This window comes from Streptomyces sp. NPDC092369, assembly GCF_044755245.1.
Classification (GTDB): domain Bacteria; phylum Actinomycetota; class Actinomycetes; order Streptomycetales; family Streptomycetaceae; genus Streptomyces.
The window spans coordinates 98,200-121,881 of sequence record NZ_JBIVQP010000008.1; the positions used below are offsets into that span (position 1 = coordinate 98,200).

The window sequence follows — 23,682 nt, forward strand, 5'->3', positions numbered from 1 at the left end:
GCTTCAGACCAGCAGCGCGTCGAAGTCGCCCTCGACGGCGAGGCGTTCCAGTTCCTCCAGCGCGGCCACGGCGGCGGCAGCGGCCTGCGGATCCGACTCCGCGAGACCGCTCTCGGTGAACTCGTCCTCGTCCAGGCGGCGCACGTCCGTGCCGTCGGCGGAGCGCCACAGGTCCAGGTCGAGGTCCTCGACGATCAGTTCGGCGCCGGAGAGCACGGCGGGGCGGGTGATGTCGCAGTACCAGCCCTTCACCGCACCCGACGAATCGCGGACCTCCTTCACCGCGTACCAGCGGTCGCGCCAGTAGTACTCGGTGAAGACATCGCCCTTCTCGAACCGGACGAAGCCGAAGTCGCGCACGCCCTCACCGGCCCAGGGGGCACGTACGGCGATCCGGTTGCCGTCGTCGCCGAGCAGCTCGGCGGCGTAACGGATCTTCGTGCGGCCCGCCTTGACGAGTACGACGTCCAACCAGCGTGCCGGGTCAGCCGAGTTGGCGGACATACCGCACCTCCGTTCCGCAGACCTCGTATCCGAACCACTTGTTGACCGCGAGCATGGGCTCGTTGCCGGCGTCGTTGCCCGTGAGGGCCTCCGTGTACCCGGCGGCGCGGGCGCGGTGCAGGGAGTCGTTCTTGGCGAGCTTGGCCAGGCCGCGGCCGCGGAAGTCGCGGGAGGTGCCGGTCATCGCGGTGCCGTAGCGGGTGCCGCCGTCGGTGCGGGCCAGGGTGAAGGCGGCGGGCCGGCCGTCGACCAGGACCACCGAGGTCAGCTCGGGGCTGAACTGCGGGTGCCGCCAGGTCTCCGCGAGCCAGGCCTCGTAGTCCGTGAACGCGACGTCCACGTCGCTCGGTTCGTCGGCCATCGTCTCCGCGTCGAGCCGGAACACCGGGCGGGGGTCGTCCGCGAAGTCGGCGCCGGTGCGCAGTTCGACGCCGGCGGGGAGGTCCTGGCGGGGCGGCAGGGTGCCGTTCACCAGGTCGAGGCGGAGGAACTGGGCCGAGCGGCTGGCGCGGTAGCCGCGGCGCTCGGCGAACGCGCGGTTGTCCGGCGCGTCGACGACCCAGGCGTACAGCTTCGTCGCCCCGTTCGCGGCCAGGTGCTCCTCCGCGGCGTGGACCAGGAGCGTGCCGGCGCCCCGGCGGGTGCGGTCCGGGTGGACGTAGATGTTGAGGTACCCCTGGCCCGGCTCCGGGCTCTCGTGGGCGAGCCCGACCTGCGCCGTGCCGATCAACTCGCCGTCCTGCTCCGCGACCAGGGAGCGGTTGCGGGCCGCCGGGGGCGTGTGGGTCAGGTTGTGGAGGATGGCCTCCGGAGTCCACAGGATGTGGGGGAGCGCCAGATGGCGGATGTCGGAGAACTCCGCCACCTCGGCCGGCACGTCGGTGCGGAGGTCACGCACGATCACGGTCATGACGGCGAACGCTACGGGGCGGACGTGACCCGGTGCCTCCTATTTTCGGGTGGGTGCGGGACAATCGCTGCGTGACCTTGAAGATCCACATCGACGACAGTGCCGCGCCCTACGAGCAGGTGCGGGCGCAGATCTCCGAACAGGCGCGGGCGGGCGTGCTGCCGGTGGGGTACCGGTTGCCGACCGTGCGGGGGCTGGCCGAGTCGCTGGGGCTCGCGGCGAACACGGTGGCCAAGGCGTACCGGGCGCTGGAGACGGACGGGGTGATCGAGACGCGGGGGCGCAACGGAACGTTCGTGGCGTCCGCCGGTTCGGCAGCGGAGCGGGAGGCGGCGTCGGCTGCTCAGGCGTACGTCGATCGGGTTCGGCGTCTTGGGCTCGATGAAGCGGCGGCGCTGGTCGCTGTTCGGGATGCCCTGCGGGCGGCTTACGGGGCCAGTTGAGGTGAGTTCGGCACCGCCGAGACGACGCGGCGCTGTGGCTGATCGCCGTGGCGGCGGAAAAAAAGTTGGCGGAGTGAGCCGAAGGTCGGCCGATGGCCCAGCTCTGAACTCCTACAGGTACAACCCCGCGTCCGCCCCCTCCCGGGGTTCCGGTACCGCCGTCGGAGACGTCCCCCGGCGCAGGGCGTACAGCTCCGCCAGGGTCGCGCCCTCTCTGCCCACGCCCTCCTCCGTGCCGAGCCAGCCGACCGCTTCGCCGCGGGTCAACGGACCCACCTCGATACGGGCGAGGCAGCGGCCGGGGCGGACGACGGCCGGGTGGAGGCGCTCCAGGTCCTCGTTGGTCGTCACCCCCACCAGGACGTTGCGGCCCTGGCCGAGGAGGCCGTCCGTCAGGTTCAGCAGACGGGACAGCGCCTGGCCCGCCGTGTGCTTCGCCTCACCGCGGATCAGTTCGTCGCAGTCCTCCAGGAGGAGCAGGCGCCAGCGGCCCTTGCCCGTGCCGTCCTCCTCGCCGATCGCGATGTCCATCAGATAGCCGACGTCGGAGAACAGGCGCTCGGGGTCCAGGACGCAGTCCACCTGGCACCAGTCCCGCCAGGAACGGGCGAGGGTGCGCAGCGCGGAGGTCTTGCCCGTGCCGGGCGGGCCGTGCAGGAGCAGGAGCCGGCCCGCGATGTCCTCCGGGGTCGTCTTCATCAGGCGGTCCATCGCGTCGGCCACCGGCGCCGTGTAGTTGTCCCGCACCTCGTCCCAGGTGCCGGCGGAGATCTGCCGGGTGGTGCGGTGCGGGCCGCGCCTGGGGGAGACGTACCAGAAGCCCATCGTCACGTTCTCCGGCTGGGGTTCGGGCTCGTCCGCCGCGCCGTCCGTGGCCTGGTCGAGGACCTTCTCGGCCAGGTCGGCGGTGGTCGCGGTGACCGTGACGTCCGCGCCGCGGTTCCAGCGGGAGACGAGCAGGGTCCAGCCGTCGCCCTCCGCGAGGGTCGCGCTGCGGTCGTCGTCGCGGGCCACGCGCAGCACCCGGGCGCCGGCCGGCAGCAGCGTGGCACCCGTGCGGACGCGGTCGATGTTGGCCGCGTGCGAGTACGGCTGCTCGCCCGTCGCGAAGCGGCCGAGGAACAGCGCGTCGACGACATCGGACGGCGAGTCGCTGTCATCTACGTTGAGCCGGATCGGCAGTGCGTCGTGTGGGTTGGCAGACATGGCGTCCATGATCCGACACGAGGGCGCCCGGTGCACCCGCTTTCCGCAGTGCGCCGGGTGTGTCGGCCGCGCGCGCTTGGTCCGGTTGTGTCCGGGTCGTGTCCCCGTGGTGTCCGCTCGGTATCTCCTCCTCATCCCCTCCGGCCTGTTACAGACCTGTGCATTCACAACATCTGCCCGATCAGGGACACCCTTGGTTACTGTTGCCCTCAATGGGACGTCATGGGTGGACTTCGGGGGCGGGGCGGTGGCGGCTCACGGCGCTGCTGGGGGTGGGCGTGGCCGCACTGGCCCTCATCGTGACCCTGATCAACACGCTTCCGGACGGCGGCGAGAGCACGGCGGGGACCTCGCGCAACGGCGACACCGTGCACGGCACTCCGGCGACCCGGCCCGACCAGGACAAGCCCGAGGTCGGATGGGGCTTCACGCACACCCAGTTCAGTGCGGACGAGGGCAGTTCGGCCGCCACCGAGCAGGTCGAGGGGCTGATCTCCGACGCCGGCGGTATGCCGCAGGACCAGGCGATCATGGGCTGGGGCGCGGACAACCCCGAGCCGGTGAAGGGGCGTTACGACTTCGGCGCGCTGGACCGCCGGATCGACTTCATCCGCAAGTCCGGCGGCACCCCGGTCGTCACCCTGTGCTGCTCACCGGACTGGATGAAGGGCGGCACGTCCGGTGTGAACAACACCGACTGGAGCCAGGCCTCCCTTGAGACCGCCCCGCAGCCCGCGCACTTCGCCGACTTCGCCGCGCTCGCCGCGACCGTCGCCAAGCGCTACCCGGACGTCCACCACTTCGTCGTCTGGAACGAGTTCAAGGGCTTCTGGAACGACTCCCAGGGCCGCTGGGACTACGAGGGCTACACCAAGCTCTACAACCTGGTCTACAAGGCGCTGAAGAAGGTCGACAAGGACATCATGGTGGGCGGGCCCTACCTGGTCATGGACAGCGTCGACCCGCGCGCGGGCGAGGCCTCCTCGACGTTCAAGGGGCCCTGGGGCGCCATGGACCAGCGGGTCCTCGACGCCTTCGCCTACTGGAACACGCACAAGGTGGGCGCCGACTTCGTCGTCGTCGACGGCTCCAGCTACACCAACGACGACGAGCTCCTGCCGAACGAGTTCGCGGCCACCGACAAGTTCACCGCCGTCGGCAAGTGGGTGCGCGGGCAGACCGGCGACAAACTGCCGTTGTGGTGGGCCGAGTACTACGTCGAGCCCGCCGACGGCAAGGACGAACGCAGAGGCTGGTCCGAGAACCGCCGCGTCGCCGTCCAGGCCGCGGGAATGATCGCCATGGTCAAGGGCGGTGCCTCCTCCGGCTTCTACTGGAACCCGGAGGACGAGAAGGGCACCGACTGCCCCGGCTGTCTGTGGACCCCGACCGAGGGCGCGGCCGGCGGCAGGAAGCTGCCCATGTTCGACCTGATCGCCCGCTTCAACCAGGAGTTCGGGCCCGGGGCGACGTACGAGACGGTCCCCGTGGCCGCCGACGACGTGCTCAACGTCCGCGTCCTGGCCACCGACAAGGCGGTCCTGGTGGTCAACACCCTCGACCGGTCGATCAGCGCGAAGGTCGACGGGAAGCAGTTCGAGATGCAGGCCTACGAAGTGAAGTGGCTCACCAGGTAGGCCCGTTGAGGCCCGTCACCTGGTGAGCCACTTCTGGTGAGCCCGCTACTTCATCGTCAGGAACCGTTGGATCAGCGAAGCCAGGAACACCGCCAGCAGCGGCAGCGAGAACCAGAAACTGCTCTGCAGCCACCGCAGTTGACGCACGCCCGGCCGCACCGCGACCCGTACCACCTCGCGGGCCGTCAGCAGCAGGATCAGGGCGAGAGCGGCCAGGCCGCCGACGACCGACCACGGCGTCCAGGTGATCTGCGGTCCGATCGGACCGGGATCCGGCTTCGGCACCGCGCCCGCCGGCTGCTTCTTCAGCGAGTACATGGTGACGTCGTCGTTGACCAGCACCTTCTTCAACTCCGTGCGCCGGTCCAGGTTCTGGACCAGCCGGGGCTCCCAGGTGGTCGAATAACCCACGTCCAGCTGGAGATACCTGATCTGGCTGACATTGATCATCAGATACGAGTTCGGGCCCGCGTCCCTGAGTGCCTTGACGAGCCCCGACACCAGGACCGGGTCGGCCGGCGCGAGCGTCGGCAGATAGTCGACCCGTTCCATGTCCTTCGCGCCCCACGGCATCGCCGGTGTCACGTCGTTCACCGGGTCGCTGGTCAGCCACAGCAGACGTACCGTCGGCTTGTCGTGGGCGTACACGTAGTCCATCGCCGCGACCTCGCCGGGGCGCACCCGCTCGAACGGCTCGTTGCCCCAACGGGCCACCAGGAAGCCGCCCATGAGGAGCAGACCCGCCATCAGGGCGGCCAGCGGGGCCAGGCTCACCCGGTCCTTGTCCCGTTCCTCGGCGGTGACGCCGGTGCGCGGGAAGAAGGCGAGACCGGCGAGGAGGGCCGCGCCCGGCACCGCGAACATGAAGACGCGCAGCGCCATTTCGCCGCCGTAGGACTGCATGCCGAAGCCCAGGAACGGGACGAAGGTGAGGACCAGCAGCGAGCGCTCGCGGTACTTGTGGTCGCGTCGGCGCCACCAGCCCCAGCAGGCGAAGGCCATCACACCGCCGGCCAGCAGCACGCGCACGTACAGCACCAGCTTGTGGGTCGAACTGCCGCCCTCGATACGGCCGGAGACCGACGAGGACACATTGCCGCCGACCCCGCCGACCCCGCCGAACAGGTCCTGGAAGTGCCCGGACCAGTACGGCTCGGCCATGAAGCCCAGCCAGGCCGCGACCAGCACGCCGAACAGGATGGGCAGGCCGCGCAGTTCGGACTTGCCGATCAGCACGAGCACGGCCAGGACGCCCAGCATCATGAACGGTGTGAGCTGGTGGGCCGGGACGCTCGCCGCGTACAGGCAGATCAGGACGGCGAGCAGAACTGCCTTCTGCCGCCGGTCGGTCGGCTCCACCTCCGCCTCGCCGGGACGCGCCTTGGCCCAGATCACGCGCGGCGCGCGGAACCAGACCAGCAGGATCGCCACGAACTGCAGGTAGAGGAAGTACGTGAAGCCCTGCGGGGAGAAGTAGTCCTGGCCCACCCAACTGCTCAGCGCGAAGATCCAGATGCCGGTCCACTTGGCCCGCCAGCTCGCCCGCATCGAGCGCACGAGCAGGAACATCGGGGCCAGATAGAGGAGTTCGATGGCGGTGGGCCACCAGCGGATGACCTCCGTGAGGTCGTTGACCCCGCACGCCTTCGCGACGAACGCGGTCACCGCGAAGAAGCCCGGCCAGCTCCAGCGGGCGTCCAGGTCGGGCACGGCCGAGCCGGTGCGGTCGATGTAGTCGAGGAAGCCCAGGTGCTGCCAGGCCGTCGGGAACCGCGGCTCGCTCTCGATCACCGAGGGCAGCGCGTGCAGCGAGAACACGGTCGCCAGCAGCGTGATCAGCAGCAGTGCCTTGTGCTCCCGGCCCAGCCACAGCAGCGAGGCGAACACCGCGATCAGCAGCGCGGCCCCGACCAGCGTCGGCAGCGGCAGAATCGAGACGAGGCCCAGACCGCCCATCCGGTCCAGGTCGGCGTCGTCGAGCCGGGCCGCGGGCACCCAGTACAGCAGCAGCGCGGCCACCAGCAGACAGCCGAGGACGACCCCGAGGCGGGTGGGCCGCAGGCGCTCGCGCAACGACAGGGCCGGCGGCGGCGCGACGGGATCGGGTACCTCTTCGCGTACGGGCGGGTCGTGTCGTACGACCGATGCGGCCACCGCTCGTACGCTCCCCGAACTCGAACTCGAACCCGCACCTGAATCCGACCCCGAGTCCAGGTCGGCGTCGGTGTCCGTGTCGCGGTCGGTGTCCGTGTCCGGGCCCGAGGCGAAGTCGGCCTCGAACTCCGCCTCGAACGGGGCGTCCACCTCCACCTCGGCCGGTCCCAGGGAGGCCTCCGCGCCGGGCTCGCGCTCCTCCACCGGCAGTCCGACCTCAGGGTTCTTCGCCCAGGTCGGCCGGTGGTCGGCGCGTACCGCGGGGATGCCGGTGGGCGGGGTGCCAGGGCCCGGCCGCACGTCGGGACGGCGTTCCTGGTGGTCGAAGTCGACGAGGATGCCGAGCGCGAGGGTGTCGGAGTCCAGCGCCCAGGCCGGACCGCGGCGGCGCGGCTGGTCGGTGGCCGCGACCTCGCGCGTTCCCAGGTCGGCCAGGTCCCCGTCGGGTGCCGCGTCCTCGGGGACGGCGGCGGGCGCGGCCTTGAGGACGCGGTACAGCTTGGGCGCGGCGATCAGGACGATCACCGCGAGCGAGGAGATCTCGGCGACGCCCGCGCCGGTGAGGCCCATGCGGGGCAGCAGGAGCAGGGTCAGACTGAGCACCAGCACGCACAACAGGCCCTGCAGCCAGGCGAGTCCGGCGGTGCGGCTCTGCGCGCGCAGCACCGCGAAGTACGTCTCCATGACGACCCGGAGCACCGCGCCGACGGCGAACCAGCGTAGCAGCGGTGTCGCCGCGTCCGCGTAGCCCGCGCCGAACACGCCGAGGATCCACGGCGCCCCGATGAACAGCAGCCCGCAGATCGGCAGCATGATCCGCGCCATCCGCCTCAGCGCGGCACGGGTGTTGGCGGCCAGCCGGGCCGGGTCGTGCGAGCCCTCGACGGTCAGCGAGGCGCCCATGTTGATGGCGAGCAGGTTGACCGTGCCGCCTATCGTCGTGGTGATGTAGAAGTACGCGTTGTCCTCGGAGCTGACCTGCGAGGCGATGATCACCGGGATGAGATAGACGACGGCTAGCGAGAACAGCGAACCGGTGTAGTCGCCGGCGAGGAACCTGCCGATCTCCTTCAGCGTCGGTGTCTGGGCGCGGCCCTCGGTGGCCTTGATGTGCCGGGGCACCAGCCGTCGGAACACCAGCAGCCCGAGCGGTATCACGGAGGTGACGATCGCCAGGCACCAGGAGACGAAGACGCCGGTGGTCGGCATCGAGGCGGCCAGACCGACCAGCAGTGCCAACTTCACCGCCGAGAACACCGTGTTGCCGACCGGTACCCATGGCGCGCTGCGAAGCCCCGTCAGCACCCCGTCCTGCAGGGTGAGCAGGTTCCAGGAGGCGACGGCCATGATGAAGCCGAGGCCCTTGATCGACCCGTGCAGGAAGGCGTACGACGGCCCCCAGGTGTCGAGGGTGAGCAGGAAGATCCCTGCCGCGAACGCGACGACGACGCAACTCGCCGCATACGTACGGAAGATGAGGCGTCCGGTGGCCCGCCCGGCGACCGGGATGAAGCGGGCCAGGGCGCCGGTCAGGGCCACCGCGGTCAGGCCCGCGAGGAACTTCATCGCGGCGATCGCGGCGGAGCCCTGGCCGACCGCGGACTCGGAGTAGTAGCGGGCCGCGGCCAGCCAGAAGCCGAGGCCGAGCACCGCGGAGATGCCGGTGTTGAGCATCAGGGCGTAGGCGTTGCGGAACAGCTGGTTGCCGCCCTTGGACCTGCCCAGGCCGGGCAGCCGGAGCCGGCGCCCCGACTGCTCGGGCGCCTGGGCGGTGGGCTCTGCCTCGGTCGTGGTCGTCGTGTCAGACACGGGAACGGATGGCCTTCCGGCGGACCTGTCGTGCTCTGCGGACCATGGCGTACCCCTTGGTGAGGGCACGGTCCCTGGCGAAGGTACGGGCGATCGCGCGGCCCTCGACCAGCCGCTCGAACTCCTCGATCCCGGTGGTGCGGCGCACGGTGACCCGTCGCAGGGCGTACGGGCCCTGGCGGCGGCGCGCGAGATCGTTGCCGACGGCGAGCGCCTGGGCGTAGCCCGTCTCGCGCACCGCTCTGCGCACCCGGCGGCTGGAATAGCCGTACGGGTAGGCGAACGAGGCCGGGACGGTGCCCAGTTCGTCGGCGACGATCTCCTTGCTGTGGATCAGCTCGTGGCGCAGTGTCTCGTCGTCGAGCTGGTCGAGTTGCGGGTGGGTGTGGCTGTGGCCGCCGATCTCGACGTCGGCGGCGGCCAGTTCGCGGACCTGGTCCCAGTCGAGCATGAGGTCCAGGCCGCCCCCGGTGTCGTGGGCGCCCCTGATCCAGCCGGTGGAGACGAACACGGTGGCGGCGAAGCCGTGCTTGGCCAGCACGGGCAGCGCGTGCCGGTGCACGCCCTCGTAGCCGTCGTCGAAGGTGACCAGCACGGGACGCGGTGGCAGCGGCCGGCCGGTGCGCCAACATGCCGCCAGATCCGCCGTGTTGACCGGCGCGAGCCCCAAGTCGCCGATGAGCGCCATCTGTTCGGTGAACGCCTCGGGGGCGACCGACAGCTCGCGGGTGGCGTCGTTCGGTGCGGTGGCGACCGAGTGGTACATGAGGACCGGTACGGGTGTCTCAGTCATGAGAGCCCCCCTCGGCTGTCCGTTCCCCCTCGGCCGTATGTTCCCCGTCGATCTCGACCACCGAGAACGTCGCGCCCCCCTTGCGCGCCCGGACGCTGCCCACCACGTAGCCGCCGGCCGCAGTGAGCACTCCGGCGACGATCGCGCCCGCCCGGCCCGCGCCGCCCGGTCGCGCCAGCACCGCGTCGCGCAGCCCACGGGCCACGCCGGCCGGCAGCACCCGGGTCGCGTACCGGCGCTCGGACTCAAGCCCCTTGTCAGCGCCCACACTTCGTGCGACCAGGGCTTTGGAGAGGCCCTCGGCGTAGGCGCGCGTGCGGAAGTACCCGAAGTGCTCGCGCGCGTCGGGCACTCGGTGGTGGATCACCGCGCGGTCGTCGATCAGCAGCACCGCGTCGGGCCTGGCGCGGGTGAGACGGATGCACAGTTCCGTCTCCTCGCAGCCCAGCGGGCGCTTGTCGCCGTCGCGGCCGATGCCGGTCGCGAAACCGCCCGCCGCGTCGAACGCCGTACGCCGGAACGAGGCGTTGCCGCCCAGGACGTTGCGCACCCGGACCCGGCCCGGCGGCAGACCCTTGTACGTGCAGCCCACCACCCAGTCGAACTCCTCCGGGAACCAGGCAGGACGCCTCCCCGACGCCCAGATCGGCATCGTACGGCCGCCGACGGCCATCACCTCCGGGTCGGCGTAGCCCTCGGCGAAGCGGCGCAGCCAGTCGCGTTCGGCCACGGCGTCGTCGTCGAGGAAGGCGATCACCTCGCCGCGCGATGCCGCGATGCCGGTGTTGCGTCCCGCGGACAGGCCGCGGGGGCCCGCGTTGGCGAACACACGGACCTCACCGGACTGCTCGAACGCCCCGTGTTCCTTGTACTCCTTGGTCAGTCGGTCCAGCAGAGCCGGATTGTGGTCGACGACCAGCAGGGTCTCCAGCGCGGGGTGTGACTGCGTACGCACCGAGGAGACCGCCGCGAGGATGTCCTCCCAGCGGTCCTCGGTGTAGACGCAGATCACGACGGAGATGTCGAGATCGCTCAAGACACCTCTCCCTGGACCGAGTCGACCTTGACCGAGTCGACCTTGACCGGGTCGAGTTGGACCGGGGCGGGCTCGACGGCGGCGAGCATCGGGGAGTGGTGCTCCTGGCGGCGCAGTTCACGCCGGTTGGAGCGCTCCTTGAGGATCACCTTGAGCACCCGTATCCCGTCCCGCACGGCGCGCAGATTGCTCGTGCCGTGGATGCGGAGGTACTCGTGACTGGGAATCTCCTGCACCTTGAGCCCGGCCTTGACCACCCTGATGTTGATCAGGGTCTCGATCTCGAAACCGGTGCAGTCCAGGGAGATCTTGTCGAGGCAGTGCCGCCAGAACGCGTTGTAGCCGTAGCAGAGATCGGTGTAGCGGGCGCCGAACTTGCGGTTGACGATCGTGCACAGCGCCCAGTTGCCCAGCTTGCGGATGAACGTCATGTCGTCGGTGCCGCCGCCGTTGGCGAAGCGGGACCCCTTGGCGAAGTCCGCGCCCGAGACCAGCGCGGAGACATAGCTGACGATCTCGTTGCCGTCGGCCGAGCCGTCCGCGTCGACCATCACGATGATGTCGCCGCTGCACGCCTCGAACCCCGTGATGAGTGCGTCCCCCTTGCCCTTGCCGCGCTGCTCGACGACCTTGACGTTCGGCCACAGGCCGCGCGCCACCTCGACGGTGTCGTCGGTGGAGTTGCCGTCCACCAGGACCACTTCATGTATCCAGTCGGGCAGGGTCTTGAAGACGTACGGGAGATTCTCCGCCTCGTTCATGGCGGGGATCACCACACTCACCGGTGGCGCGATGGCCAGGTGAGAAGAGATCGGCCGGTACTTGCTGGCTGCTGACGGACCGTGATCCGTGGTCGCCGGCCGCAGAACAGAACTCATGAGTCTGGTCCCTCTCGTCCGGTGGACCGCCCGCCCCAAGGGCGGCCCGGTTTCGTGTCCGGTTCGAAAGGGGGGTTCTCACCCCTGCGACATGCCGAAACGGGTCTCCGGACATGCCGGGCGAGCTGGCAGAACTGGCCGCCTGCCGGAAAACGGCAGCCGGTCGCGCGGCACGACTCGGTGAAAAGCGCTCACCGAGCACGGCACCCCCCTACCGCGCCCCGCGCCGGGATCCACCGCGGTCCTTGAGCCCTCCCCTGGAGCCGCTGAAGGATGGTCCGATGCGGGTGAGATGTACGACGGTATTGATGAATGAACCTGTATGGCAAGACCTGGAACGTGGCCTCACGTTTTTGTTGGTTTGACCGTTACTGAACTTTGTCCAGTGTTTCCGAACGTCCGTACAACCGTCGGACAAGCACCGGTGCGAACACCAGCAGACTGATCACGGTCACCGCGACGACACCGCCGCGGACGGACCATCGGTGTACGGCCAACATCCCTTGCGCCACAAGCATGTTGACCACGATCGCGCCGGCGATCGCGGCCAGCACCCGGCCGAAGGGCTCCAGCCCGCGCAGCGCCACGGCGATGGCCGTGGCGGGAGCGGCGAGCAGGAAGAAAAGGGTGAGCGGGCCGCGCAGGGGTGAGTCGGTGTCGGTGAGCGCGAGCAGCGCGCCGAATCCCCCCACGGCCGTGGCGGCTCCCGCGAGCAGTGGCGTCAGGTCCCTCCCCGGACCTGGTCGCGCTCGCTCGGTGCCGTCGGTCGGTGTTCTCTTGACACGGTTGGTCTGCATTGGCGACTTTGCCCCCAGCGCGCCGGATGCCGGGCTTCAATGTCGCGCAGTACTAGACGGGGCGTCAAGATGCGGAAGGTGTCCACGTCCTTTCCCGGCAGCCCTTGAACGCCTCTCTGCTCGGGTCTGCTCGGGTGGCTCAAACACGCGTTCCCCGGAGGCGTCGACTGCCTCCGGGGAACGGTCGTTCGGGTACCGCGGTGCGGTGTTACGGGACGAGCTTGAGGAGCTTGTTCGGCGAGCCGGTGCCCGCGCTGGTGACGACGTTCGACGTGGCGCCGTTCACCAGAGCCGTGGCGACCGCGGCCGGGGTGGCCGAGGGGTGGCTCGCGAGGTAGACCGCGGCCGCGCCCGCGACGTGCGGGGTCGCCATGGACGTACCGGAGAGCGTGGCGGTGGCCGTGTCACTGGTGTTGTAGCCCGCCAGGATCGACGAGCCGGGGGCGAAGATGTCCAGAATCGAACCGTAGTTGGAGTAGCTCGCCCGGGCGTCGGAGCTCGTGGTCGCGCCGACCGTGATCGCGGTGGCGACACGGGCCGGGGAGTAGGAGGAGGCGTTGGCACTGCTGTTGCCGGCCGCGACCGCGTAAGTGACGCCGCCGGCTATGGAGTTGGCGACCGCGGTGTCCAGGGTGGTGGACGCGGAGCCGCCCAGCGACATGTTGGCGACGGACGGAGTGGTGTGGTTCTCGGTGACCCACTCGATGCCGTCGATGACACCCGCGGTGGTGCCGGAACCGTTGTTGTCGAGCACCCGGACCGCCACGATGTTCGCCTTCTTGGCGACGCCGTAGGTCGTGCCCGCGATCGTCGTGGCCACGTGCGTGCCGTGCCCGTTGCCGTCGGAGGCGGTGGTGTCGCCGTCGACCGCGTCGTAGCCGTAGGAGGCCCGGCCGCTGATCTGGGTGTGGGTGATGCGCACGCCGGTGTCGATGACGTACGCCGTCACGCCGGCGCCCGCGGTGTCCGGGTAGGTGTAGGTGCCGGAGAGCGGGAGGGCGGCCTGGTCGATGCGGTCCAGGCCCCAAGGGGCGCTGGACTGCGTGGTGTCGGCCAGCTGGAAGCGCTGGTTCTGCTCGACGGAGGCCACCGACGGGTCGGCGGCGAGTCTCTTCGCCTCGGTCGCGGTCAGGGTGGCCGAGTAGCCGTTGAGCACGGTGTCGAAGGTCTTCCTGACCGTGCCGCCGTACTCCTTGATCAGCCCCTTGCCCGCCGTCGAGGCCGCCGTGAGGCCGGCGGTCTTCTTCAGCGTGACGATGTAGCTGTCCTTGACCGCGGTGGGGGAGCCGGCGGCAAGGACCTTGCCCTCGGCCGGCGCGGCGTGGGCGGGGAGTGCGGTGAGTCCGCCGACCAGGGCGGCCGTCGCGAGGCCGGTGACGGCGGCGAACCGGAGCTTCTTGCTACGCAGTTGTGCCATTACGAGGGAGTCCTCCTCCAGGCTGCGCGCGCCTGGGTCGGGCGCGCGACTGTGGGGGGTGCGCGCGTCGTCGCGCACACGGCCCGGAACGTCGCGTTCCCGTTCAAGGCTGCGTAAAGCGTCGACCATCTACGTGCGTAGAACAAGGGAGTTGAAAGGCTGTCAACAAACCTGTCATGGCCACGTAATGAAACGCATGGCGAGCACACAGGGTGGGTGTCGGTACCGGCGGGAAAGTCTTGACATGAGCACTTCCCGTCGATGCGCGTAGTTGGTACGACGGTTACGGCAGAGATCCTGCTAAAGGGAGGTTCCATGAGACGTTCCCGAATTGCGGTCTTCGTGATCTCCACTCTCCTCGCCGTCGGCACGGCCCTCACCGGGGCAGCGGCGGCGCAGGCGTCCCAAACCGCCGCCACCGGGGGCTATGTGGCCCTCGGCGACTCCTACTCCTCCGGGGTCGGAGCGGGCAGCTACATCGGCTCCAGCGGCGACTGCGATCGCAGCACCAAGGCGTACCCCTACCTGTGGGCCGCCGCCCATTCACCCTCGAAGTTCGACTTCACCGCTTGCTCGGGCGCTCGTACGGGTGATGTTCTCTCCGGTCAGCTGGGCCCGCTCAGCTCGGCCACGAGCCTCGTCTCCATCAGCGTCGGAGGCAACGACGCGGGCTTCGCCGACGTCATGACGACCTGCGTGCTCCAGTCCGACAGCTCCTGCCTCTCCCGGATCAAGACGGCGAAGGCGTACGTCGACTCCACCCTCCCGAAGCAACTCGACACCGTTTACACGGCGATCCGCAGCAAGGCGCCCAACGCGCACGTGGTCGTCCTCGGCTACCCCCGCTTCTACAAGCTCGGCACCACCTGTGTCGGGCTCTCCGGGACCAAGCGGAGCGCGATCAACGGCGCGGCCGACTATCTGGACACCGCCATCAACAAGGCAGCCGCCGACCACGGCTTCACCTTCGGCGACGTCCGCGCCACCTTCACCGGACACGAGCTCTGCTCAGGCAGCGCCTGGCTGCACAGCCTCAACCTGCTGAGCATCTCGACGTCGTACCACCCCACCGCCTCCGGCCAGTCCGGCGGCTATCTGCCCGTACTGAACAGCGCCGCCTGACCGGTTCTCCACCGCCGCGTCCCGACCCTCACTGGTCCGCGGACTCGGACGCACTGGCGGAGGCTTCGCCCGACGGGGTCTCCGCCACACAAGTGACGGTGAACGGAACCGAGTTGGACTTCTTCTCCACCGGCGAGCGCACCTCGACACTGATCGAGTTCCGGAACGTCCCCGTGCTGTCGTACGTCGTCACGAACGCCTTGTCCTGCTTGGTCTTCCCGCCGCCCTCGGCGAAGGACATGGTCTTCCACCCGTCGTCCATGACCTGCCCGTCCGCGGACACCCACCGATAGCTCACCTGGGCCGGCAGCTTCCCCACCGTGATCGTCGCCGTGAACGTGGGCGCCTGCGCACTCGACGGCGGACAGCTCCCGGAGTAGTCGGTGTTCGCCCCCGCCAGTGAGACCTGCACCGACTGCTGGGCGGCAGAACTCGAAGCGCTGCTGCTCGCGCTGGGCTCGGAACTCTCCTCGTCGCCGCCGGAGTCGGTGCGCGTGGCGCTCTGCGAGGTCCCGCCCCCGGTCTTGGTGCTGGCCCCCGCGTCGGCCGAACCCCCGTCGCCGTCACCGTTGTTCAGCAGCGCGTACGTCAGACCGGCCAGCGCCAGCGCCAGGACGACCGCGCCCACGATCAGCGCGACGGCGGCCCCGCGACTGCGCTCCGGCGGTGTGGCGGGCGAGGTCGTAGTCCTCCCCGGCCCCGGGACGGGCTGCGTCCGGGCGGCCGTGTACGGCTGGGACGGCGTCGACGACTCCTGCGACGCATAGCCGATGGTCGTCGGCGGATACACCGGTGCCTGCGCCATGGGGGCGTCGACCGTGCCGCCCGCCGCGATGATCCGCAGATCCCGCTCCGCCTGCTCGGCCGGCAGCCGCTCGGCCGGGTCCTTGCGCAACAGCGCCTCGATCACCGGCGCGAGCGGACCGGCCCGGTGCGGGTACGGCAGCTCCTCGTCGACGATCGCGCGCAGGGTGTTGAGCGGAGTGGCCTGCCGGAAGGGGGAGTTGCCCTCGACGGCCGCGTACAGCAGCACACCGAGCGACCACAGGTCCGACTCGGGACCCGGAGTGCGGCCCAACGCCCGTTCCGGGGCCAGGAATTCGGGCGAGCCGATGACCTCGCCGGTCATGGTCAGCGCCGAACTGCCCTCGACCATGGCGATGCCGAAGTCGGTGAGCACCACCCGATCGTCGTTCGAGATCAGCACGTTGGCCGGTTTCACGTCCCGGTGCAGCACCCCGGCCGCGTGCGCCGCCCGCAGCGCGGACAGCACCTCCGCACCGATGTGCGCGGCGCGCTGCGGACTCAACGGGCCCTCGATGTCCAGGAGTTCGGCCAGCGAGATGCCCCGCACCAGCTCCATCACGATCCACGGCCGGTCGTCCTGCATCGCCACGTCGTACACGGTGACGACATTGCGGTTGGCGACCCGGGCCGCGGCCCACGCCTCGCGCTCCAGCCGGGCGTACATGCGTGAGATCTCCGAGTGCGGCAGCCCGGCGGGCGCGCGCACCTCCTTGACGGCGACCTCGCGGTGCAACAGCTCGTCGCGGGCGCGCCACACGGTTCCCATCCCGCCCTCACCGAGGGGCGACAGAAGCCGGTAGCGGCCGGCGATCACACGTTCACTGCCCGGTTCTTCGGACACGGGTGTCCCCCCATAGCATCCGCGCGATGTCTCCACTCCGCGTCATTTGTGCCCAAAAGTAGCTCAGCCGAGTGCGGATGCCGCCCCCTTGAGCACCAATCCGGCCCCGAGTGCCACGACCAGGAACGCCGACATCAGCGGCGCGGACCTGCGCAGCAGGGTCGTCATCGGATGGCTCGTCAGACGCGGGCGCTTGTCCAGCACCCGAGTCATTCCGGTACCCAGCTTGACGACGGCGAATCCAGCCGCCGTCAGGGTCAGCGCGAGCCCGACGCCGTACGCCACGACCAGCAGCAGCCCGAACCACGCCTGGCCGAGCGCCATCGCGCCGACGAGCACGACGACGGCGGACGGACTCGGCACGAGCCCACCGGCGAAACCCAGCAGGATCGTGCCGCGCACGGTGGGCGCGATGGCGTGCGTGTGGGTGAAGCCGCCGTGACTGTGTTCGAGGGGGGAGTCGGGGGCGGGGTGGTGGGGGTGGTCGTGGGAATGGGGGTGGGGGTGACTGTGGTCGTGGGTGTGGTGGTCGTGAGTGTGCGGGTGCGGATGGGTTTCGGTGGGGGTGGCCGCCGCCGCGGTCTCCGCGTGGGCGGAGTGGGCCGAGACCAGCACGAGGGCACGTTCCTCGGCCTTCTCGGTCACGGGCTCGTGCGGATGTGTATGCGGGTGGTCGTGGCCATGACCGTGTGTGCGGTTGCGCCAGGCCCGGCGTACGAGGGTGGCGCCCGCGCAAAGAACCAGGACACCGCTCGCGATGCCCAGCCAGGCGATCACCGAGGGGGTCGCCGCCGAGCCGGCCGTGACCAGCAGGCCCAGGGCGACCACGCCGAGCGTGTGGGTGACCGTCACCGAGGCGGCCAGGGGGAGCACGTCCTTGAGGCGGGCCTTGCCCCCGCGCGCGGCCGCCGTCGCCGCCATCAGGGTCTTGCCGTGGCCCGGCGCGAGCGCGTGCATCGCGCCCAGGACGACCGCGATGAGCAGGGCGAGCGCGGCGAAGCCGACGGTGAGGTCGTGCCGGGCCACCAGGCTGTCCAGGGCGCGGGTCCAGCGGTCGGCGCCGCGCGGCAGTACGGAGGCGCCGGGGGCGGCCTGGTCGTCCTCGGCCAGGGCCGGTCCGCCGGGGCGCACCCGCAGGGAGGCGGTCGCGGTGTCGGCGGGGGAGGAGAGCAACTCCTTGGGATAACTGGTGAGTTCGTGGGAGACCGAGGTCTTCGGTACGTCGGTCGCGGTGAGCGTCATCCGGTCGCCGCGCGCGGTGATCTCCCGCCAGCCGGGTCCGGAGGTGGCGCCCGCGCTGTGGAAGCCGAGGCTGACGGTCTCGCCCTCGGGGAGCGGGGCCGTGAGGCGGCACTCCACGCGCAGGGTGTCGAGGCCGGCCTGGCCGGGGCGCACGCGCGCGTGGCTGGTGCCGACGGTGAGGTCGGTGGCGCGTCCGTCGACGGTGACCTTGCTGCCGTCCGCCGCCTTCTCGCACCGCTCCCGCGCCCACTCGGTCATGCCGAGCCGCTTGATGTCCGGCTTCGCCTGGGTGGCGGGGATCTCGGCGAGGTCCTCGACGTGGTCGACGCGCAGGTGACCGGGGGCGGCGACGAGTCCGTCGTAGCGGTTGACGGTGAAGTTGCCGAGGGGGTGCGCGCTCGCGGCGCCGGAAGGGAGCAGCACGAGTGCGCAGGCGGCCGTGAACACGGCTGTGCAGGAGGCGAACAGGCGGCGGGGCGTCATCGCGCGGCGGGGCGTCACTTGGCCGCCTCCAGTGCCTCACGGGCCGTCCGGGCGCCCAGGGGCGAGAAGCCGGGGTTCAGCTTCAGGGCCGCCTTCAAATGGGCGCGGCCGTCCTTCGCGTGACCGGTGGCCAGCTCGATCATGCCGCGGTGGTAGATGAAGGAGGCGTTGCGGTAGCCGGTGGCCGTGGCCTGCCGGGCGTAGGGGAGGGCCTCTTCGTCGTGGCCGTTGACGTGCAGGGCCCAGGCCAGGGCGTCCGCGGTGTGCACGGTGTGCCGGCGGGCCCATTCGGCGCGGGCGGCGCGCAGGGCCGCCGCCTTGTCGCCGTGGTCGGCGGCGGCGAGCGCCGTGTCGAGGTCGGCGTTGACGCCGTTGGCGCGGGCCAGCGCGACCCAGGCGCCGACGAGGGCGTACTGGTCGGCGGCCTTCATCCTGTCGCCCTCGGCGCCGCGGTCCTCGTACAGCTCACCGAGTTCGACGAGCGGACCGGGCAGCGGGTAGCGGGCGACGACCTGCTCCATGCCCTTGACGGCGCCGGCCTTGTCGCCGGTGGCGTACAGGGCGCGGGCGCGGCCCTCCAGGGCGGGAAGGTAGTTCTCGTCGGCGGCCAGGGCGCGGGCGTAGAAGGTGAGTGCGTTCTTGTAGTCGCCCTGGTTCCAGGCGAGTTGGCCGAGCTGGGCGGCCACGTAGGAGATGTCGCCGGGGGAGGTCGCGGTGGTGAGCGCCTGCTCCAAAACCCGGCGGGCGGTCTTCACGTCGCCGCGCAGTTCGTGCACGTACGCGTACCGCGTGAAGACGGGGACGCCCGGGCGGCGGGTGTCGGCGATGTCGGCGGCCTTCGACGCGTCGGCGTAGCGGCCGAGTTCGACGAGGGCGTCGATGCGGGAGGAGAGGGCGTTCGCGCTGTAGGGGTTCTCCTTGAGGACCTGGTCGGCGTACTTCAAAGCGTCCTTGAAGTCGTGCCGGGCCGCGGCGAGGGCGGCCTGGCCGGTGACGGCCGCCTCGTTGCCGGGTTTCACCTGGAGCGACCGCGCCAGGGCCTTCTCGGCCTGCGGGTAACGGGAAGGGTCGCCCTTGGTGCGGGCCTGCTCCACGTAGGCGAGTCCGAGAGTGGCCCAGCTGCCGAAGTCCTTGGGCTGCGAGCGCAGTTGGGCCTGCAGCGAGGTGATGGTCGCGTCGATGTCACCGCTGGACAGCAGCGCCGGTGACATGGCGCTCGGTGCGGCGGCGACGGCGGTCCCGCCGCTGTCCTTCATGGCCCCGAGCGCGATCGAACCGGCGGTGAGCGCGATGGCCAACAGCACGACGGATCCGCCGAGTTGGGCCGCCCGCCAGCGCCGACCGACGGCCCCCACGCGCCGCACGGCGGCGACCCGCTCGTCCTCGGCGGCGGGGGACGGCTCGGGCCTGCCGGTGTCCCCGGAGACCAAGTGCAGTTTCGGCACGGCCCGTTGCTCGGTGCCGGCGGCGGGCTCGGTGGGCATGGCCTCGGGGTCCGAGAGGGCGGGCGGCGCGCTGCCGTCGGTCCTCGTCGGCTCGGTGTCGTTCGTACGCGGGGCCATGCCCTCTCCTCGATCGGAATGCGGTGAACGGAAGTCGTACGGCGCGGCCCGCGCCGTGGGGGATGAGTACGAGCGGGCCGCGCCAGTCGGTGGATCGGCCTGGGTTCGCGGATCGGGCGACACCGCTTCAAGAGCCGCCCGATCCGCCACCTCCAGGGCCGGGTTGGAGTGACCCGGCCCGGCCATGAGGGGCTGTGGCCCAGGAGCCGTCGTTTGGATCAGTCCGGCGTCGCGGGCCCTGGCACGCCCATCTGCCGCGTTGTCGTCGGTCGCCGACGCTCCGCGTCGACTCCCTCCTCCGCCTTGCAGCTGCACGCACCAGACCCCGCTCGGCTCGGCCGAGAGGCATCGCACCTCACAGCCGGCCTGATCCAAACAACAGCTCCTAGTACGCCCGCTCCCGCATCCGGCGCCACCACATCAGGCCGCCGCCGATCAGCAGGATGCCGAGCGCGCCGGCGCCCGCGGATCCGGCGATCAGGGCGGTGTTGCCGGAGGTGGAGGAACCGGCGGGCTGCAGGGCGTCGCCGAGCTGGTTCTTGACGTCGGTGCCGCTGCCGGTGCCCTTGGCGAGCGGACCGCGTGAACCCGAGGTCGGCTCGGCCACGTACGGGAAGTACTTCTCGAAGCCCTTGTCGTTCTTGTCGACCGCGTCGCCCAAGTCGTTCTTGGAACCGACGAGTTCACCCTCCATGACCTGGAGCGCGGCGTCGATCACGTCGTCGGTGAGCCGACGTCCGTTCGGGAAGCCCGCGTTGTCGCCGTCCAGGACGCCGAGCCGCTTGGGGTGCGCGGTCGCCGGGATCGACGTGTTCAGCCGCAGCATCTCCGACGGAGTCGCGTACGGCTGCAAGGTGTTGAGGTTCTTGACGCCCGTGAGGAACACGCTGACGAGGTCGTTGCGCGGCTCGGCCGGCGCCTTGATCTTGTAGATCGCCTCGATGAGCTTCGGGATCTCGGGCTCGGTCACGTTCTTGAGGAACTGCGCGTCGTCCTTGGGCTGGGACGCGTTGAACTTGTCCTTGTCCTTCTGCGGGTTGACGACCTCGTTGACCAGCGGGTTGCCCAGGCGCGAGACCTGGGAGTAGTAGCCCTGGGCGTTCCTGCGCTGGGTCGTGGAGTAAATACCCACGGTCGGACGGGACTTGGACTGCCGGATCAGGTCGTTCGGCACCTGGAGGGCGATCGTGTTGACGTTGTAGCCCTTGAGGGTGTCGTTGCCGACCTCGGAGAGGTTGCCGCCGTACAGCAGGTCGAAGACGCGCAGGTCGGCGAAGAACGGGTCGTCGGCCTGACCGGCGAAGGTGGCGCCGCCCTGCGAGGTCTTGTAGATCGCCTGCGAGCGCAGCTTCGCGTAGTCCGGCATCGACGCCTTGCCCACGTTCGACGGGGCCGCCGGGATGTCGTCGGCGATCCGGGTCTTGTACGACTGCTTGCCGTGCTTGAGCCGGATCAGGTCGATGTCGTAGGACTGCGTGATGTTGAGGTCCGGGTCGGTGAGGCTGGTCACCGGACCCGTGTTGTACAGGAACGTCTTCTTGTTCTTGATCTGCGTGCTGAAGGTGTAGCGGAAGATCAGGTCGTCCAGTGCGTCACCGTTGTTGTCGATGTGCAGGTCGTACTGGGCGTCGTCCGCGAACTGGTAGAAGTTCGGGCCGCCCGCGGGCTCCTCGAACGGGATCCAGTTCGCCACGATCGTCGTCGTGTTCGCCTTGTCCGGGCTCGCGAACGCGTAGAGGTCCGTGTTGTCGTACTGCGGAGTCCCCGAGATCAGGGGGGCCTCCCGGTGGGAGGAGGCCGAGGCCACTCCCGGTTCCAGCGCGGCCGTACCGGCGGCCGCGAGCCCCCCGGCGGCCAACGCGCCGCATATGAGGGCCGCGATGTTCCTGCGCCCCGCACCGCTCCTGGAGTTAGGTGTCATGCCGTCCGTCCTCAGTGCCAACTTGCCTGACGAACGCTGATTCGGAGCGGTCGGCAGGATGGATTGGTCGAATCCCAAACGTTCTTACGGCGGACTCGGACCCTCGTTTCAGCGGAGCGGGAATCTTGTTTCGTCGGCCGCGGACCCGCGTTTCGGGCACGCTCATCCGTAACCCCATCCGGAGGTGCGTTCGTTGCGAATGCCTGGTGTGACAGGACGGGGCCCATGCGGGCGGGGAGAGGGGGACCGAGTGGAGGCGGACGAACTTCTGGTGCTCGTGGCGGGCGGCGACCAGAAGGCATTCGAGGAGCTGTACGCACTCGTGTCCGGTCCGGTGTTCGGACTGGTCCGACGCGTCGTGCGCGACCCGGCGCAGTCGGAGGAGGTGTCCCAGGAGGTGCTGCTCGAACTCTGGCGCTCCGCGGGCCGGTTCGACCCCGGGCGTGGCAGCGCGCTGTCGTGGGTGCTCACCCTCGCCCACCGCCGGGCGGTCGACCGGGTGCGCAGCGCACGCGCGGCCGGCGAACGCGAACAGCGCGAGGCCCAGCGCACCAACGGCCCCGCCTTCGACCACGTGGCCGAGGAGGTCGAGGCCGGCATGGAGCGCGAATGGGTGCGCCGCTGCCTGAACCGCCTGACCGCCCTGCAGCGCCAGTCCGTGACCCTCGCCTACTACGACGGCTACACGTACCGTGAAGTGGCCGAGCGGCTCTCGCTGCCGCTGGGCACGGTCAAGACCCGGATGCGCGACGGACTCACCCAGCTGCGCAAGTGCCTGGGAGGTGTCGCATGAGTCTGTTCCGCCGAGAGGATCTGCACTCGCTCGCCGCCCCCTACGCGCTCGACGCCCTGGACCCCGCCGAGCGGGCCCGCTTCGAGAAGCATCTGCGGACGTGCGCGGTCTGCGCCGCCGAGGTGCGGGCGCTGACCGAGGACGCCGTCCGGCTGGCCTGGTCCACGGCCGCCCCGCCGCCGGCCGCGATGCGCGACCGGGTGCTGGCCGCCGTCCGCACGACTCCCCAGGTGCCCCCGCCCGTGCGGGAGCAGACGCGGGAGCACACACCGCAGTTGCCGCCGCACGTCTGGGGAGTCCAGCCGCCCCCGCGGCGCGTTCGTGAGCGCCGTCCGTTCTTCGTGCCGTTCGCCACCGCGACGGCGGCCGCGGCCCTCGTCGTCGCCTCCCTCTTCGCGGTGCAGGCGAACCGGACCCAGGACAGGCTGGACGCGGCGCAGGCGCAGTCGCGTGAGATCGCCCACGTTCTCTCGGCTCCGGACGCCCGGTCGAGCACCGGCAAGGACGCACAGGGCCGAAGTATCGGCGTGGTCGCCTCGGCCGAGGAGGGGAGCGCGGTGGTGACGCTCAGCGGATACGACGATCTGGCGAGCGACCGCGTGCACCAACTGTGGCTCATGCGCCCCGACGAGCAACCGCGCTCCCTCGGCCTCTTCAAGGGCGACACGCCCTTGGTCGCGTCCGGTCTCAACAAGTCCGCGACATCACTCGCTGTGACCGTCGAGCCCGACGGGGGCTCAGCGCAGCCCACCAGCCAGCCGATTGTCCAACTCGCCCTGAAATCGGTTGGATTCGGAGAGTGACGAGAGGGGAGTCGTCAACCTCCTTACGGGGAAGGTGAATCCTGTGACCGCGATACACGAGTGCCCGGTTGGGGCGATAGGGTTACCCTGCCCGGGCCGGGTGGACTTGTACGGGTGGGGAGTGACATGGATCAGATAACGATGCACAGCAGGGCCAGGGTCCCTGCGATCACGTGCGGGAGCAGCGCGACCAGTTCGCGTCTCGACCGCCATCTCTCGGTGCTGGCGGGCCCTGCCGTGCCGCAGCGCGAGACGGCGGAGGCGACCTCGCTGATGCTTGAGCTCACCGCTCGCGACACCACCAAGACCCGCAGTGACCAGGGCGCGCGCGTGCGCCGGGTCTCGCTCTTCGCTCCGCTGCGCAGGCTGCGGCGTTCGCTGTTCGGGGGCCGCTGAGTTCACCGGCGTCCCTCGACGCCGTCATCGAGGGGCCATGCCCGGTTCGGCACGCCGTCCGGTCGTCTCTCGGTACCTCCCACCCACTCGGTACCGAGAGACAACACCAGGCTTTCCCATGCCCGTTG

General features: G+C 70.3%; 19 protein-coding genes. 6 read left to right on the plus strand and 13 right to left on the minus strand.

The window, feature by feature from the left end; all coding sequences use genetic code 11:
* Positions 1–3: 3 nt before the first annotated feature.
* Both ACIQI8_RS38470 and ACIQI8_RS38475 read right to left on the minus strand, forming a co-directional pair.
* A complete protein-coding gene (locus ACIQI8_RS38470; RefSeq protein WP_402361626.1) occupies positions 4–504 on the minus strand; it encodes a DUF402 domain-containing protein in 501 nt (166 codons plus the stop codon).
* A complete protein-coding gene (locus ACIQI8_RS38475; RefSeq protein ID WP_402361629.1) occupies positions 485–1,414 on the minus strand; it encodes a GNAT family N-acetyltransferase in 930 nt (309 codons plus the stop codon). The genes ACIQI8_RS38470 and ACIQI8_RS38475 overlap by 20 nt, the downstream gene beginning before the upstream one ends.
* Positions 1,415–1,485: 71 nt before the next feature.
* Between ACIQI8_RS38475 and ACIQI8_RS38480 the strand changes: the two genes are divergently transcribed.
* A complete protein-coding gene (locus ACIQI8_RS38480; protein WP_402361632.1) occupies positions 1,486–1,857 on the plus strand; it encodes a GntR family transcriptional regulator in 372 nt (123 codons plus the stop codon).
* 111 nt (positions 1,858–1,968) lie between these two features.
* On the opposite strand, the gene ACIQI8_RS38485 is transcribed toward ACIQI8_RS38480, so the two are convergent.
* Positions 1,969–3,063: a DUF5925 domain-containing protein gene (locus tag ACIQI8_RS38485; RefSeq protein WP_402361635.1), complete on the minus strand. Its 1,095-nt coding sequence runs from the start codon at positions 3,061–3,063 to the stop codon at positions 1,969–1,971.
* 212 nt (positions 3,064–3,275) lie between these two features.
* Here ACIQI8_RS38485 and ACIQI8_RS38490 point away from each other — a divergent pair, with 212 nt between their 5' ends.
* On the plus strand, positions 3,276–4,700 hold the full coding sequence (locus ACIQI8_RS38490; RefSeq protein WP_402361638.1) for a xylan 1,4-beta-xylosidase: 1,425 nt from the start codon (positions 3,276–3,278) through the stop codon (positions 4,698–4,700).
* Positions 4,701–4,745: 45 nt separating this feature from the next.
* Here the strand turns inward: ACIQI8_RS38490 and ACIQI8_RS38495 are convergent, their stop codons facing one another.
* From ACIQI8_RS38495 to ACIQI8_RS38520, 6 genes are all read right to left on the minus strand, one after another.
* Positions 4,746–8,663, minus strand: a complete 3,918-nt coding sequence (locus ACIQI8_RS38495; protein ID WP_402361641.1) for a lipopolysaccharide biosynthesis protein — start codon at positions 8,661–8,663, stop codon at positions 4,746–4,748.
* The gene (locus ACIQI8_RS38500) at positions 8,656–9,456 is read right to left on the minus strand and encodes a polysaccharide deacetylase family protein (protein ID WP_402361644.1); all 801 of its coding nucleotides are present in this window, start codon (positions 9,454–9,456) and stop codon (positions 8,656–8,658) included. The genes ACIQI8_RS38495 and ACIQI8_RS38500 overlap by 8 nt, the downstream gene beginning before the upstream one ends.
* The gene (locus ACIQI8_RS38505; RefSeq protein ID WP_402361647.1) at positions 9,449–10,492 is read right to left on the minus strand and encodes a glycosyltransferase family 2 protein; all 1,044 of its coding nucleotides are present in this window, start codon (positions 10,490–10,492) and stop codon (positions 9,449–9,451) included. Before ACIQI8_RS38505 ends, ACIQI8_RS38500 begins: the two co-directional genes overlap by 8 nt.
* Positions 10,489–11,370 carry a glycosyltransferase family 2 protein gene (locus ACIQI8_RS38510; RefSeq protein ID WP_402361649.1) on the minus strand — a complete coding sequence of 294 codons (882 nt, stop codon included), beginning with the start codon at positions 11,368–11,370 and terminating at the stop codon, positions 10,489–10,491. Before ACIQI8_RS38510 ends, ACIQI8_RS38505 begins: the two co-directional genes overlap by 4 nt.
* Before the next feature lie 368 nt (positions 11,371–11,738).
* Entirely contained in the window at positions 11,739–12,062 is a 324-nt protein-coding gene (locus ACIQI8_RS38515) for a hypothetical protein (RefSeq protein ID WP_402361652.1), read from the minus strand.
* A gap of 313 nt (positions 12,063–12,375) precedes the next feature.
* Positions 12,376–13,584: a S8 family peptidase gene (locus ACIQI8_RS38520; RefSeq protein WP_402361655.1), complete on the minus strand. Its 1,209-nt coding sequence runs from the start codon at positions 13,582–13,584 to the stop codon at positions 12,376–12,378.
* 315 nt (positions 13,585–13,899) lie between these two features.
* On the opposite strand from ACIQI8_RS38520, the gene ACIQI8_RS38525 reads away from it, so the two are divergent.
* A complete protein-coding gene (locus ACIQI8_RS38525) occupies positions 13,900–14,706 on the plus strand; it encodes an SGNH/GDSL hydrolase family protein (protein WP_402361658.1) in 807 nt (268 codons plus the stop codon).
* A gap of 28 nt (positions 14,707–14,734) precedes the next feature.
* Here the strand turns inward: ACIQI8_RS38525 and ACIQI8_RS38530 are convergent, their stop codons facing one another.
* From ACIQI8_RS38530 to ACIQI8_RS38545, 4 genes are all read right to left on the minus strand, one after another.
* Complete coding sequence (locus ACIQI8_RS38530) at positions 14,735–16,354, minus strand: protein kinase (protein WP_402361661.1); 1,620 nt, start codon at positions 16,352–16,354, stop codon at positions 14,735–14,737.
* Positions 16,355–16,417: 63 nt separating this feature from the next.
* Positions 16,418–18,079 carry a nickel/cobalt transporter gene (locus ACIQI8_RS38535; RefSeq protein ID WP_402362765.1) on the minus strand — a complete coding sequence of 554 codons (1,662 nt, stop codon included), beginning with the start codon at positions 18,077–18,079 and terminating at the stop codon, positions 16,418–16,420.
* Positions 18,080–18,093: 14 nt separating this feature from the next.
* Positions 18,094–19,641: a tetratricopeptide repeat protein gene (locus tag ACIQI8_RS38540; protein ID WP_402361664.1), complete on the minus strand. Its 1,548-nt coding sequence runs from the start codon at positions 19,639–19,641 to the stop codon at positions 18,094–18,096.
* Positions 19,642–20,026: 385 nt separating this feature from the next.
* Positions 20,027–21,562 (minus strand): DUF4331 domain-containing protein, encoded by a 1,536-nt coding sequence (locus ACIQI8_RS38545; protein WP_402361667.1) that lies wholly within the window; start codon positions 21,560–21,562, stop codon positions 20,027–20,029.
* 250 nt (positions 21,563–21,812) lie between these two features.
* Between ACIQI8_RS38545 and ACIQI8_RS38550 the strand changes: the two genes are divergently transcribed.
* The 3 genes from ACIQI8_RS38550 (at position 21,813) to ACIQI8_RS38560 (ending at position 23,554) form a co-directional block, all read left to right on the plus strand.
* Positions 21,813–22,355: a sigma-70 family RNA polymerase sigma factor gene (locus ACIQI8_RS38550; protein WP_402361670.1), complete on the plus strand. Its 543-nt coding sequence runs from the start codon at positions 21,813–21,815 to the stop codon at positions 22,353–22,355.
* Positions 22,352–23,158, plus strand: a complete 807-nt coding sequence (locus tag ACIQI8_RS38555) for an anti-sigma factor domain-containing protein (RefSeq protein ID WP_402361673.1) — start codon at positions 22,352–22,354, stop codon at positions 23,156–23,158. The genes ACIQI8_RS38550 and ACIQI8_RS38555 overlap by 4 nt, the downstream gene beginning before the upstream one ends.
* A gap of 126 nt (positions 23,159–23,284) precedes the next feature.
* Positions 23,285–23,554 (plus strand): hypothetical protein, encoded by a 270-nt coding sequence (locus ACIQI8_RS38560; protein ID WP_280877754.1) that lies wholly within the window; start codon positions 23,285–23,287, stop codon positions 23,552–23,554.
* The last annotated feature ends 128 nt before the right edge of the window (positions 23,555–23,682 follow it).

Excerpts from the sequence above, each read along its gene's own strand:
- ACIQI8_RS38470 (WP_402361626.1), bottom strand. The coding sequence starts at position 504 with ATGTCCGCCAACTCGGCTGACCCGGCACGCTGGTTGGACGTCGTACTC.
- ACIQI8_RS38475 (WP_402361629.1), bottom strand. The coding sequence starts at position 1,414 with ATGACCGTGATCGTGCGTGACCTCCGCACCGACGTGCCGGCCGAGGTG.
- ACIQI8_RS38485 (WP_402361635.1), bottom strand. The coding sequence starts at position 3,063 with ATGTCTGCCAACCCACACGACGCACTGCCGATCCGGCTCAACGTAGAT.
- ACIQI8_RS38490 (WP_402361638.1), top strand. The coding sequence starts at position 3,276 with ATGGGACGTCATGGGTGGACTTCGGGGGCGGGGCGGTGGCGGCTCACG.
- ACIQI8_RS38500 (WP_402361644.1), bottom strand. The coding sequence starts at position 9,456 with ATGACTGAGACACCCGTACCGGTCCTCATGTACCACTCGGTCGCCACC.
- ACIQI8_RS38510 (WP_402361649.1), bottom strand. The coding sequence starts at position 11,370 with ATGAGTTCTGTTCTGCGGCCGGCGACCACGGATCACGGTCCGTCAGCA.
- ACIQI8_RS38520 (WP_402361655.1), bottom strand. The coding sequence starts at position 13,584 with ATGGCACAACTGCGTAGCAAGAAGCTCCGGTTCGCCGCCGTCACCGGC.
- ACIQI8_RS38525 (WP_402361658.1), top strand. The coding sequence starts at position 13,900 with ATGAGACGTTCCCGAATTGCGGTCTTCGTGATCTCCACTCTCCTCGCC.
- ACIQI8_RS38535 (WP_402362765.1), bottom strand. The coding sequence starts at position 18,079 with ATGACGCCCCGCCGCCTGTTCGCCTCCTGCACAGCCGTGTTCACGGCC.
- ACIQI8_RS38540 (WP_402361664.1), bottom strand. The coding sequence starts at position 19,641 with ATGGCCCCGCGTACGAACGACACCGAGCCGACGAGGACCGACGGCAGC.
- ACIQI8_RS38545 (WP_402361667.1), bottom strand. The coding sequence starts at position 21,562 with ATGACACCTAACTCCAGGAGCGGTGCGGGGCGCAGGAACATCGCGGCC.
- ACIQI8_RS38555 (WP_402361673.1), top strand. The coding sequence starts at position 22,352 with ATGAGTCTGTTCCGCCGAGAGGATCTGCACTCGCTCGCCGCCCCCTAC.
- ACIQI8_RS38560 (WP_280877754.1), top strand. The coding sequence starts at position 23,285 with ATGGATCAGATAACGATGCACAGCAGGGCCAGGGTCCCTGCGATCACG.